Genomic DNA, 13,271 nt, shown 5'->3' with positions numbered 1-13,271 from the left:
AAGTTGTAGTATTTAAGCTAAGTAAAGCCGTATTTCTCTATTTCGGCGTAAGGAGGAGCAATAGGTGAGTAGTCAAACAATTAAAGAGGTGGATGCAGTTGTTCTAGGTGCTGGGTTTGCAGGTCTGTATATGCTACATCAGTTGAGGAGTAAAGGCTTTTCAACCATAGTATACGAGGCTGGAGATGGTGTGGGTGGTGTTTGGTATTGGAATCGTTATCCTGGTGCTAGATGTGATATTGAAAGCATCTATTATAACTACACATTTTCAAAAGAATTATATGAAGAATGGACTTGGACATCTAGATTTCCAGAGCAAGCAGAAATATTGCGCTACTTAAATTATGTAGCCGATCGTTTTCAATTGCGATCAGCTATCCAATTTAACACAAGAGTCACTGCAGCTCATTTTGATGAAAAACAACATAAATGGATGATTCATCTAAACGATGGGCAGTACATTTTAACAAGGTACTTTATTACAGGAATAGGTTGTCTATCTGCAGCAAATGTTCCTAACATCCAGGGGTTGCAACAATTTAACGGAAAATGGTATCACACAGGGCATTGGCCACATGAAAAGGTTGATTTTACTGGGAAGCGTGTAGGAATTATTGGGACAGGCTCAAGCGGGATTCAGGCAATACCTGTTATTGCAAAAGAAGCAGAGCAGTTAACGGTGTTTCAACGCACTCCACAATATACGATTCCCGCTCGTAACCATGCATATGAAGAGGACTTTATCAAAGAAACGAAGAAAAATTTTGAAGCGATAAAACGTTCCATGAGAAATTCGGTTTCAGGTACACCTTTTGCACAAAATCAGCAATCTGCAATGGAAGAACCTGATGATAAGAGGCAGGCGGTTTTTGAGAAAGCTTGGACACAAGGTGGCTTTGCCTTCTCAGCTACTTATCATGACTTGTTAACGAATGAACAGTCCAATGAAAAAGCGGCAGAATTTATTCGCTCCCAAATACGACAGATTGTGAAAGATCCTGTGGTTGCAGAAAAACTATGTCCTAAGTATATGTATGGCACGAAAAGACAGGTTTTAGATAGCGATTATTTTGAAACCTATAATAGGGAGAATGTTTTACTGGTTGATGTCAAAGAATCACCTATTCAAAAAATAACAGGAGAAGGTATTCAAACGGCGGATAACCATTTTGATTTAGAGATCATCATTTTTGCGACAGGCTATGATGGCATGACAGGGCCATTATTTAAGATTGATATCCGAGGAAGGAATGGCGTGTCATTAAAAGAGAAGTGGAAGGATGGGGCAGCTGTTCAAACCTATCTTGGACTCACAACAGCAGGTTTTCCTAATTTATTTATGATTACGGGACCAGAAAGCCCTTCTGTTCTCGTGAACATGCCGATTGCTATTGAGCAGCATGTCGAATGGATTGCCGAGTGCATGCATTATTTGCGTGAGCATGACATTGATCTTGTGGAACCAACAATAGAAGCAGAGGAAGCTTGGAGCACACATTGTCGAGATGTTGCTAATGCAACACTCTACGTCAAAGGTGATTCCTGGTATACGGGAGCCAATATTGAGGGCAAACCTCGAAGTTTTTTAATCTATCTAGGAGGATTTGATTATTACACAAAATATTGTAATGAGGTGGCTCAAAACAATTATGTAGGCTTTAAGTTAATGAAATTAAAATCAATATCATAGTTCGTGAGAGGGGAGCATATATCAATATGGAGCAACAAGTAGTCATTATTACAGGTGCTGGAAGTGGTATAGGAAGAGAGACTGCAAAATTGCTTGCCACTATGGGCAAAGCATTAGTTTTAGTGGATTTTGATGAAAAAAGTGGACAAGACACACTACATGCTGTTAAGGAATATCACCAACAAGCAATTTTTGTCCAAGCTGATGTTTCACAAAGCAATGATGTCAAAAAATATGTGGACGCTGCAAAAGAAACATTTGGCAGGATTGATGCTTTTATCAATAATGCAGGTGTTTTAAGCCCACCTACACTACTGGGAGATTTAGAAGAGGAAACGTTTGATAGAATAATCTCGGTCAATCTTAAAGGGGCGTTTCTCGGCTTAAAGTATGTATTAAAAGAAATGGAGCAACAGCAATCAGGTGTCATTGTGAATACATCCTCAGCAGCTGGTATACAGGGACAACCCTATCTAGGTGGTTATGCGGCAAGTAAGCATGGTGTAATTGGATTAACTAAAACGGCGGCCATGGAATATGGACCTAAAGGGATTCGAGTGAATGCAATTTGTCCCGGTGGCGTGAGGACAAACATGACAAAGGGATTGGCATCGAGTCCAGAAGAAAATGGACCATTACGTAGATTAGCAGACCCTACTGAAATCGCAAATGTAATCGCTTTCTTAATTTCGCAGGAAGCTTCTTATGTGAATGGTGCTGTCGTCCCAATTGATGGCGGTTTAACATCGTAAAAACATTTTAAATAAGAGAGGAAGGATTTTAATGGAACATCGTATTGATTCAGAACTAAAAGAAACGTTAGCAATTTTTCCCCCATTAGATTTGGATAATGTACAAGCTACAAGAGAAGGAATGGCAGCCGTTGCTGTACCAGCCCCAATTGAAGAGCACATCATAGTAGAAAATAAAGTCATTCAAGGGCCTGATGATAATCATTCTCTTCGTCTTCGTATTTATAAGTCAAAAGAGCAAAAGGAAATATACCCAGGCCTGCTATGGATTCATGGTGGAGGCTATGTCTTAGGAGCACCAGAGGGTGATGATGTGCTTTGTCAGCGTTTTGTCAATGAAGCGAATTGTGTTGTAGTATCTGTAGACTATCGACTTGCGCCTGAACATCCTTATCCAGCTCCGCTTGAAGATTGCTATACAGCGTTAAAATGGGTAGCAGATCATGCGGATGAATTAGGGATAGATCCTACCCGTTTAGGGATTGCTGGAGCAAGCGCTGGTGGTGGGCTAACAGCTGCACTTGCACTACTTACACGCGATCGAAATTATCCGAAGCTTAGTTTCCAAATGCCGCTCTATCCAATGATTGATGATCGCAATAATACCCCATCTTCATTAGAAATTACGGGACATATGATCTGGAACCACTCACTCAATCAAAAGGGATGGGAAATGTATTTGAATGGAGAAAATGGTAGCGACAATGTACCACCATATGCTGCCGCAGCTAGAGCGGATGATTTATCAGGTTTACCATTTACTTATACATGTGTTGGTCAACTTGATCCGTTTCGTGATGAGACTTTACAATATGTAACCAAGCTATGTCAGGCTGGAGTAGATGTTGAATTCCACTTATACCCAGGCTGCTATCATGGCTTTGAGAGTATTGTTCCTACAGCCGCAGTCAGTCAAAGAGCTGTCACAGAGTATGTAGAAGCTGCTAAATATGTGTTACATCGAAATATTTCAGTGCCTTTATAAAAAATTTATGAAAATCCCGAAACCATAATCTACTCAGGTTTCGGGATTTTTTAGTTCAGCAAAATGATCTTTTAGCTAGTTTGTAATATCGTCTTTTAGGTTAAACTTTTATCGAGTGAAAGGAGGAGAAGATAAATTGTTACAATTTGATTCAAAAATTGTTGGAAAAGAGATAGGATTTGGCTATTTACGAGATAAAATTGCCGATCGGGGTTTCACGATCGGCGGGAATTGGGAGTACTATAAAGGTAGCTTTGACTCGGTATTATGGAAAGAGGCAGGAGAAACTATTTATTTACGTGTCCCTTTTATCGTCACATCAGGAGAGCTTGATAATGAAGATGCTCAAATTCGTTTTCAAAAGCCATTTGTCATTAAGCATGTTGAGAATATTGGTCTAGATTATGATGAGGGCTCCTTACTAGATGCAACTGGTGCTAGTCAATTTCAAACTCCGCTTGATAAAGATGGATACATTCATGATAAAAGTAGATGGATTCAAGCAGGTGAACAAGCTGTGGAAGAAAAAGTACTACCATTTTTTATTCATTAGTTAGATAAATTTAAATAGCTGCTGCAAGAAATTATATGTCTTTTATCCTTATTATTTTGGGAACATATAATCAAAAATATAAATAGAATTGTCGTAAGAATTTTCCAACATTATAATGATATTAGCACGTACTACTATATGAGGTGAGTTTATGGATAAAATAGCTATAGATGATTTTCAGCATTCCTATCAGAAATTGCACCAAGAACGACTCATCCATCGTAAAGAAGCCTTTCTAGAGGTGTTAGAGAAAACAAGAACATTTGGTGAAATAATCCTGTTTGAAAGTATAAAAAGTAAAAGAGGCGTCTAGGTGGCGTCTCTTTCTATTTTTCATAAATGAGAGGATGATTAATCATGAGACGTTACATACCCTTAATACTGCTAACGATGATTCTATGTGTTGCTTGTACGTCAACGAAGGATAATAACGATAATAGGTTAGAAAGTGAGGGAAATCACGCTATAGATGCCATGAATTCCTCTATCGAAATAATAGCAGATCAATTGCAGACACCTTGGTCGATTCAAAAAAGTGGAGATGTCTTTTATATAGCAGAAAGGCCAGGAAGTATTGTAAAGATTGCGGAAGGGGGCGTTGATAGGCAGCAGATTATCCTGAAAAAGGAGCTATCAACTGCTCCAGAAGCTGGTATGTTGGGATTTGTGTTAGCACCTAATTTTCCTACTAGTCAAGTTGCCTATGCGTATTATACGTATGTCGAGGAAAAGGAACAATTTAATCGAATTGTTACGTTGACGTTTAACGATAATAAATGGCTCGAACAGAATCTTATTATGGATCGAATAAAGAGTGGTACATACCATCATGGGGGACGTTTGAAAATAGGTCCTGACGGCAAGCTGTATGCAACGGTAGGAGATGCAACACAACCTTCTTTAGCACAGGATGTGGAAGCTTTAGAAGGGAAAATTTTGCGCATCAATTTGGATGGCACCATACCGAATGATAATCCTTTTCCTCAATCCTATATATACAGCTATGGACATCGAAATCCACAAGGCTTAACATGGTCTAATGATGGTACGATGTATGCCAGTGAGCATGGCAATGCAGGAAATGATGAAATTAATATCATTGAGAAGGGGAAGAATTATGGCTGGCCTCTTATTGAAGGAATGGAGAAAGAGCAGGGGATGATAACACCTCTTTTTACATCCGGTTCTTCTAACACATGGGCACCATCAGGCATTGCTATTGTAAATGATCAATTATATGTCGCTGCCTTAAGAGGCACAGCAGTCCTAGCTTTTGATATAAATAAGAACAAACACAATGAATTACTATCAGAATTTGGTAGAATTCGTGATGTCTTTGTGGATGAAAAATTTCTTTATTTTATTAGTAATAATACAGATGGTCGTGGAAATCCGCAACCTCAGGATGATAAACTATATCGAACGCCATTGTGATATAATATTTGAGAAAACATGGAATGGTAGGATGAATGGGGAGGACAAACATGGCAAACTATCTTAAGATCGCAGTAGCAATTGATTTCTCAGAACAATCATTAAAAGCATTGGATAGAGCTAGTCAATTAGCAAAGGAACACAATGCTATTTTGCAATTGGTGAATGTCATTGATACAAAATCGTTTGGAGCAGTTTCAGCATATGACTTAAAATATGCCGAGGAATTGAAGAAGGAAAACATTCTTAAAATGGAAAAGCTAGAAAAAGAGGCATTACAGACAGGAGTCAAAGAGGTCGAATCCATTGTAGAAACAGGTTCACCAAAAGGCATTTTAACACAGTTACCTCAGGTTGATTTAATTGTTTGCGGTGCAACTGGATTAAATCGTATGGAGAAAATGATGTTAGGCTCTGTGGCAGAGAAAGTCGTACGTCATGCGCTTTGTGATGTGTTGATTGTTCGTTAGTTGTTAAAATAGTTTAGAGTAAAAGAACCTGCTTGTGCTAGTAGACAAGCAGGCTCTTTTTTTATTGGAATGTTTGAGCGTTATCAATAATGCTTTGAGGTATATCGATTGTTTTTAGATGATTAAATTCAGTATACGTAACGACTGATTTTGTATTCATTAACAATTCGTCACCTTCTACGGCCATTTTTAAGTCAAAATTCATATCCATTTTGTTCGTATCGAAAGTCTCTTTATCGATGTGTAGTACGTAGTTAATTTTTTCAATTGATAGTTGATCCATTGGATTTTCTTCTAGACCCATTTCTTGCATAGACTTATTAATCTCAGAATCGATTAGTTCTTTGAATTTATCGCCTTTTGCATCTAATGTAAGGACGTATTCATCATCCGTTTGTTCAAATGTAAAGTCCTTAATGAATTTTTTCAATTGTTCTAGCTGTTCCTTCGCATCAGCAGAAGCCGCCGTTTGATCTAATATAGCATCAAAGTTCTCATCAGGGAGCTTTAACCAGCTATCTGTTGTCGAATCCTTCATAAATAAGCCTGCATCTTTTTTCATATACATTTCAATTGGCATGTCCATTGTTTCTTTACCTTCATTCATCATATCAGGCATTGTCATAGATCCTGATAAATGCATTGCAAGTGGATCAACGATGATATCCATCTCCATTTTGGAGTCGATTGAAAACTCCATTGCTTCTTCACCAGACCCAACCTTTGTCACCTGTGTCATATCCATTTTAGCACTTGCACTTTGAATATCAGCCTGGCGATCTACTGCTTTGTCATACACTTGTTCTAAAGTGAGTTTGCTTTTATTAGTTGTGTCTTTCGTAGGCGTAGCGCTTGAATTACAAGCGGCAAGTGTCAACGCTAGTGTTCCGACTGCTAATACTTTAAAAATTTTCTTCATTACTTTCATCTCCTATTCTTGGTAAAAAACACTATCTACTACTATACGCACTAAAAAAGGAAAAGTTTCATAAATTGTTAGAAAAGAACTACTTTTTTATTAAAAAAATAACATTACTCCTACTTTTGTAATCTTTAAACGCGATAATTACCAAATGAATAGGGATAAAACAAAAAAGCTGTCATGAACTTATCGTACAAGGACGATAAGTACAGACAGCCTTTTGCTTACACCATAGTGTAATGGATCAATTATAACCCCAGATCATAGCAAATAATGTACCAATGATTGTCACAACACCTACGAATACTGAGTATAAAATTGTTGTATATAACGTTTTTTTATCTTCAGATTCACCGATGTGCATGAATAATACTAATTGTACAGTTGCCTGTGCAAGAGCAGTTACTAGTAAAATTCCAAATGCCATATTAAGAGACATATCAAATTTTACAACTGCTAAAGCTACGATTGTTAGTAATAGTGAGAAGCCGAAGCCCATCACATGTTGTTTTGGGAATAATTCCTTCATCAGCTAATCAGTCCTTTCAAGTAGACGAAGCTGAAGATGAAAATCCAAACAACGTCTAGGAAATGCCAGTACAGTGAGAAGATAAACGCTTTATTAGCCGTTTGTGGGTTTAAGCCACGTTTCGCTACTTGGATTAAAATAGCTACGCCCCAGAAGAAACCAAATGTTACGTGGGCACCGTGCGTTCCAAGTAAAGTCATTAATGACGATAAGAATGCGCTTGTTTGAATCGTCGCACCTTCGTGTACATATGTGACAAATTCATCAATCTCAATAGCTAAGAAGCCAAGGCCTAGTAATAGAGTGATGATAAAGAATGTCATCATCGCTTTTTTACGACCAATACGCATTGCATGAACACCAAGACCAATTGTGAAACTACTTGTTAATAATAAGAATGTTTCCCATAGAACGGGAGTTAATTCGAAAATCTCGGCACCATCTGGTCCACTACCTGTACGTGTATGAAGTGTGAAATACACAGTAAATAAAGTGGCAAATAACACGATTTCGGCGCCAAGGAAAATCCAAAAACCAAAGATTTTTAGACGGTTTTCCTCTGTACTATATTCTAATGGAAGTGAAGAATCGATTTTCATATTATTTATCACCTCTCAAGCTTTTCTCAGTTGCCATTACTTCCTCAACTGAAATGTAACGACCATGATCTTTTTCAAATGAACGATGGATCATGAAGCCAAATACACCAAGCATACTGATGATGGCTGGAATCCATAGATTAAATACAGCGAAGAATGCTGCAAGGAAGAAGAATCCACTCATCCAGAATGGTGTGCCTGTATTATTTGGCATGTGAATTTTTTCGATTGTACCTGCAGTAATATCGCGACCTTCTTTTTTCGCGAACCAGAACTCATCTAAGCGAGTAACGGTAGGCACTACGGCAAAGTTATATTCTGGTACTGGAGAATGAGTAGCCCACTCAAGTGTACGACCATCCCAAACATCTGCCTTTTCATTACGAGGCATATGCTTCCAGCTATAGTAAATATTGTAGACGATTAATGCAAAGCCGACTGCAAGACCTAGAGCACCAACGAACGATAACATGTTCAATGGACCATAACCAGTAGACTCAGAATAAGTGTACATACGACGAGCATATCCATCTAAACCTAAAATGAATAGTGGGAAGAACGTTACGTTGAAGCTGATGGCAATGAACCAGAAACCAGCTTTCCCTAATTTTTCATTTAGACGGAAACCGAACATTTTTGGCCACCAGTAGTGGTAACCTGCAAGGACACCAAATACTGTACCTGGAATTAATACATAGTGGAAGTGGGCAACTAAGAACATCGTATTATGATATTGGTAGTCAGCACTTGCCATCGCTAGCATTACCCCTGTAACCCCACCAATTGTGAAGATAGGAATAAAGCCAAGTGCATAAAGCATCGGTGTTGTAAATTGAATTTTCCCGTGCCTCATTGTGAGTAGCCAGTTGAATATTTTAACCCCAGTAGGAACGGCGATTGCCATTGTTGTAATAGAGAAAACACTGTTTACCATTACACCATGACCCATTGTATAGAAGTGGTGGGCCCAAACTACGAATGATAGTAGGGAGATGACCACCATACTCATCACCATTGATTTGTAACCGTATAAGTTTTTACGTGCGAATGTTGCAATGATTTCTGAGAAAATACCGAAAGCAGGTAGGATAACGATATAAACCTCAGGATGTCCCCAAACCCAGAAAAGGTTGGCCCAAAGCATATCCATACCACCGTCTTGCATCGCAAAGAATTTTGTGCCGAATTGACGGTCAAACATCATAAGAGCAAGCGCTACAGTTAATACTGGGAACGCGAATACGATAATAATGTTTGTAATTAAAATTGACCAAGAAAACATTGGCATTTTCATTAATGTCATACCAGGAGCACGCATTTTAATGATCGTCGTGATAAAGTTAACACCTGTCATTAAAGTACCAATACCTGATAATTGAAGGGCTAAAGAATAATAGTTATTCCCTACAGTCGGACTAAAATCCGTACTTGCAAGAGGGAAGTAGGCTGTCCAACCAGCGTCTGGTGAACCACCGATAATGAATGATAAGTTTAATAAACCAGCACCTGCTGCAAATAGCCAGAAGCTGACAGCGTTTAGACGTGGGAAAGCAACGTCACGTGCACCGATTTGAAGTGGAATGACAATGTTCATTAAGCCGATAACAAATGGCATCGCCATAAATAGAATCATTAATAAACCGTGTGTTGTGAAAATTTCATTATAGTGTTGTGCATCAAGAAGTCCGTTATCTGGAACGGCTGTTTGTGCACGCATTAATAGTGCATCGATACCACCGCGGAATAGCATTAATAAAGCTACTGCGATATACATAATCCCGATTTTTTTATGGTCAACAGTTGATAGCCAGTTTTTGTAGAAATAGCCCCATTTTTTGAAATAAGTAAGGCCTGCTACGATAACCACTGCACCAACTACGATACTAATAGCTGCCGCTAAAATCATCGGTTCTTGCATTGGATGGAATAATTCTTCCATACTCATTGGATGCGCTCCTTTCAGAATTAAAAATTAATGTCTCGATTCGTTCAACGAAAAATCAAATTAATGACCAGAATGTTCATTATTCATGTCTTCTTCAGACATGTCCCCATGATCCATTTCATCCATATTCATGTGTTTACCATGTTCCATTGGAGCTGGTCTAAAGTCTAAGTGTGTAGATGAGAAGCTTTGGCGCCCAACATGTTCTGCCTCTAAAAGCTCATCAAATTTTTCTTCTGTTAATGGTGCCTCTTTCGATTTAACATCAGCAACCCATTTATCGAAGTCTTCTTGTGTCATAGATTGTGCTTCAAATTCCATTTCTGCAAAGCCACGTCCATTAAAGTTAGAGTTACGTCCCATAAATGAACCAACTTCATCTGCTGCAAGGTGAATTGTTGTTAACATATCACTCATAGCATATTTTTGACCTGCTAATTGAGGAATCCAGAAACTTGTAATTGGACCAAATGAGTAAAGCTTAAATTCGATTGGACGATCCACCGGAATGTTTACATAGTTAACTGTTTCAACACCTTCTTCTGGATAACTAAAGTGCCATTTCCAGTTTGATGATGATGCATAAATCACTAAAGGCTCCTTATCGTCATAACCTGCTGGTTGAGCTTCTACTGTAGATGTTGTTCTTACTGTCACAACAGCTAAAAATGCTACGATAATAATTGGAATTACTGTCCATGTAATTTCAAGCAGATGACTTCCTTCTTCATGAGGAGGCTCATAATCTGCAGCTGCTTTTGATGCACGATATTTTGTAAGCATAAAGGCTAAAAGCACATACACGACTAGCAATATAAAGGCCATTGTAATAATGGATAAGATAATTGTGTTTGATAATGTTTCAGCATTAGGTCCTTTTGGATTGAACACTGTTAATGGTTCACATCCAGCAAGAAGAGCAATCGCACTCAATGCTACTAACATTAAACTTAATTTTTTCTTCATGTTTGACTCCTTTCTATAGAACGGCTATTCATAAAATTCATGTGTTTTTTGTCAGTGTCACATTTACAAATAGTTGATACTGAGGTCACCTCTTTTATCTTGGCGTATCAATCAACAACTTAAGAAATTACAATGGCATGGTTCAATATGAAACATAAAATCTAGTGTTGATTGATCTGATGCAAGCGTTAGCAAAATCAATGATTTGCGCAATCGTTTAAATACATACTTGGTTAACTACGATTGTCACAATCTCTCGTTGTTTGCACATTGGATTATACGCCCTGTTTTTAAGAAAAAACATAATTTTGTTATGAAAATGATAGTATAGCGGTATTGAATTTGAACATTTTTTGAACAAAAATCGTTATTTTAGTATTGGTATTTATAGGTTTTATTTATTAAACACTGTGTAAACGTTGAAAATACTGCATTCCTGATGTTTACCTAAGTAAATAATTTAAAATGTGAAAAATGGTATTTCACATTTTAGACGCTGTTTTGTAATAAAATCATTGTCATACCAGACCTATTGGGATTTTTTATTTGCCTTTTATCCAAAAAAGGAGTAGATGCAATGACGTTTTATGGAAACAATAGGTTGAATTTTCAATGAAAGGAATGAGCGAGGAGGGAATAAATGGAGCGAAATATTAATTATGTTAATATAATAACTGGTTTTCTTTAATATCCATATTTTTACTTCATTTGTTTTATTTGAAAAGTAAAAAGCAAACTAAGCCAGTTCTTAGTTTGCTAGTGTTTTAGAAAAAATTTATGTTATCAAGAATTAAGTGGTGTAATTCAGCATTTTTAAAATTACCTGTCAATCACCAAGCTTCAGCCATTTGGCTACTTGTCCATAAATCGTATTTTGAAGCTGTGGAGCTTTATTATTCATTTTCAAAGAAAAATACAGTGTTTTCATAAAGTTTAAGGTACAAGTTCTTCCACTAAAGAAGAGCTCATTATAACCTTGTGTCATTAAATGCATTTCAAATTTATCAAAAGCCTGCTCAACAAATTCGATCAGTGCTTCCTCTGAGTAATTTTGAAGCAATAATGCATCCACTATATTAATTAAACGTTCCTCTTCATCGTTAACAAAGACTGTTTCTTTCCAAGTGACAAGTTTTAATGCATGTAAAATGGATGGTGCATACTGTAAATCGAATTTTGGATGTTTTATTGTTGTTGTAGCTAAATCTGCACCATGTGCAATACTGTGTGCCCATCCTTTTCCCTGAACATATCCTCTCGTATCCTGTTCTAATAACAAATAACGGCCAATTTTTTTAAAGAACACTTGTAGGTCTTCATCTCTTAAAACAAGTAATTCAGCGTCCTTTGCAAGAAGACCTGCAACTAGTAAAGCAGAAAACGAACGAGTAAAGACACTATCCTCTGTTTTATCTCCGATATGTAAATATAAAAAATCCTCACCTGTAACTGTATCAAACAAATATTGAATTTGTTGAGAACTCAATAAATTATCACTTAGTAAATCAACAAAGGTGCGATAAATGAGCTGGTCTCGTAATTCGGCATCAACTGAGCCAATATGGGCTAACATCTCCTGTAATAGCCAATCACTATGTTCGAACATAAATGTCTGACGCTCAGACAGTGTCATTGTAGAAAAAGATTGTAATGTTTCTTTAATATCCATGTAAAAAAGCCCCCAACTTATTTTTGTATTTTATATTATAGCGCCATTTCATTTCGAAGGGATAAATTTGAAACCTTCATTTTAATCAAGCACAGTTAGAATGTCCTCTTTAAAACATAATTTTTACAATATTATTTCCAGAAACTATAGAAAGTTGTTATGATAGAAACGCAATAAAATGGTAAAACTAAAATGTGAACAATAAAAAAGACATACCTATTTAAGTATGTCTTTGTCTAGCTAAATAATGACTGCTGATTTAATGCCAATTGGCCATTCAGTGAGCGTGTGTTGATTTGTCTTTAACTCGACAAGAATATTGGCATTTTTGATTGCATCAATGAGCCATTCACTATAGTGACGATTTGGTTCAGGATGTTGTAAAATCTGATGCATATCTTTTTTATCAACATGTAGCAGCTTGTAGTTACATTCAATGTTTACTTTTTGAGGAATAATGGAAAGAGACTCGTTTTGATGACCAAGTGCAATAGATCCAGGAATACACCCTTGAATTTTTAAAATATAGGTGCTGGCTTCTTGTGTGTAGACATCTATTTTGGTGCGTGTTAAAAGTTCAAATTCTATCGGCTTATCTTGAAAAGGGCCGTCCGTTGTAGAAATTGAAATGACTTTAATCGATAATGCCTCGAATGCAGATGAGATACAATGATCAAATTCTGTAATTGTATCAAGTAATTGCATGGATTCCACTCCTTGTTAAGAACTTGATTTTCTTGATGCAGACAACAAAGGG

The 13,271-nt window shown here is 37.2% G+C and carries 14 protein-coding genes; 7 read left to right on the top strand and 7 right to left on the bottom strand.

All coding sequences use genetic code 11. The annotated features are described in order from the left end of the window. Positions 1 to 64: 64 nt before the first annotated feature. From MKY76_RS16500 to MKY76_RS16470, 7 genes are all read left to right on the top strand, one after another. Positions 65 to 1,690, top strand: a complete 1,626-nt coding sequence (locus MKY76_RS16500; RefSeq protein WP_342556853.1) for an NAD(P)/FAD-dependent oxidoreductase — start codon at positions 65 to 67, stop codon at positions 1,688 to 1,690. Between the two features lie 20 nt (positions 1,691 to 1,710). Then, entirely contained in the window at positions 1,711 to 2,442 is a 732-nt protein-coding gene (locus tag MKY76_RS16495; protein ID WP_112118083.1) for an SDR family NAD(P)-dependent oxidoreductase, read from the top strand. A gap of 31 nt (positions 2,443 to 2,473) precedes the next feature. After that, a complete protein-coding gene (locus MKY76_RS16490) occupies positions 2,474 to 3,427 on the top strand; it encodes an alpha/beta hydrolase (protein ID WP_328012658.1) in 954 nt (317 codons plus the stop codon). Positions 3,428 to 3,563: 136 nt separating this feature from the next. Further along, a complete protein-coding gene (locus MKY76_RS16485) occupies positions 3,564 to 3,980 on the top strand; it encodes a YugN family protein (protein ID WP_054550010.1) in 417 nt (138 codons plus the stop codon). 151 nt (positions 3,981 to 4,131) lie between these two features. After that, positions 4,132 to 4,293 carry a hypothetical protein gene (locus MKY76_RS16480; RefSeq protein ID WP_167444838.1) on the top strand — a complete coding sequence of 54 codons (162 nt, stop codon included), beginning with the start codon at positions 4,132 to 4,134 and terminating at the stop codon, positions 4,291 to 4,293. 44 nt (positions 4,294 to 4,337) lie between these two features. Further along, a complete protein-coding gene (locus MKY76_RS16475) occupies positions 4,338 to 5,414 on the top strand; it encodes a PQQ-dependent sugar dehydrogenase (RefSeq protein ID WP_342556852.1) in 1,077 nt (358 codons plus the stop codon). Between the two features lie 50 nt (positions 5,415 to 5,464). Then, positions 5,465 to 5,884 (top strand): universal stress protein, encoded by a 420-nt coding sequence (locus tag MKY76_RS16470; protein ID WP_054550012.1) that lies wholly within the window; start codon positions 5,465 to 5,467, stop codon positions 5,882 to 5,884. A 61-nt stretch (positions 5,885 to 5,945) separates the two neighbouring features. Here MKY76_RS16470 and MKY76_RS16465 read toward each other — a convergent pair whose 3' ends face one another. The 7 genes from MKY76_RS16465 to MKY76_RS16435 form a co-directional block, all read right to left on the bottom strand. Beyond that, positions 5,946 to 6,803, bottom strand: coding sequence for a DUF6612 family protein (locus MKY76_RS16465; protein ID WP_048395106.1), 858 nt, complete (start codon positions 6,801 to 6,803; stop codon positions 5,946 to 5,948). Between the two features lie 247 nt (positions 6,804 to 7,050). Further along, positions 7,051 to 7,335 (bottom strand): cytochrome aa3 quinol oxidase subunit IV, encoded by a 285-nt coding sequence (gene qoxD, locus MKY76_RS16460; protein ID WP_004226585.1) that lies wholly within the window; start codon positions 7,333 to 7,335, stop codon positions 7,051 to 7,053. Next, positions 7,335 to 7,934 carry a cytochrome aa3 quinol oxidase subunit III gene (gene qoxC / locus MKY76_RS16455; RefSeq protein WP_016991860.1) on the bottom strand — a complete coding sequence of 200 codons (600 nt, stop codon included), beginning with the start codon at positions 7,932 to 7,934 and terminating at the stop codon, positions 7,335 to 7,337. The genes qoxD and qoxC overlap by 1 nt, the downstream gene beginning before the upstream one ends. A gap of 1 nt (position 7,935) precedes the next feature. Beyond that, on the bottom strand, positions 7,936 to 9,879 hold the full coding sequence (qoxB, locus tag MKY76_RS16450) for a cytochrome aa3 quinol oxidase subunit I (RefSeq protein WP_048395108.1): 1,944 nt from the start codon (positions 9,877 to 9,879) through the stop codon (positions 7,936 to 7,938). 60 nt (positions 9,880 to 9,939) lie between these two features. Further along, positions 9,940 to 10,845, bottom strand: coding sequence for a cytochrome aa3 quinol oxidase subunit II (qoxA, locus tag MKY76_RS16445; RefSeq protein WP_048395109.1), 906 nt, complete (start codon positions 10,843 to 10,845; stop codon positions 9,940 to 9,942). A gap of 826 nt (positions 10,846 to 11,671) precedes the next feature. After that, positions 11,672 to 12,514, bottom strand: a complete 843-nt coding sequence (locus MKY76_RS16440; protein ID WP_112118086.1) for a DUF2785 domain-containing protein — start codon at positions 12,512 to 12,514, stop codon at positions 11,672 to 11,674. 240 nt (positions 12,515 to 12,754) lie between these two features. Next, positions 12,755 to 13,219: a hypothetical protein gene (locus MKY76_RS16435; RefSeq protein ID WP_048395112.1), complete on the bottom strand. Its 465-nt coding sequence runs from the start codon at positions 13,217 to 13,219 to the stop codon at positions 12,755 to 12,757. Positions 13,220 to 13,271: the final 52 nt, after the last annotated feature.

The organism is Lysinibacillus sp. FSL P4-0201 (assembly GCF_038593425.1).
Taxonomy (GTDB): Bacteria; Bacillota; Bacilli; order Bacillales_A; family Planococcaceae; genus Lysinibacillus; species Lysinibacillus capsici.
Note: the sequence above shows the minus strand (reverse complement) of the source record. Positions and strands in the feature narration are given on the sequence as shown.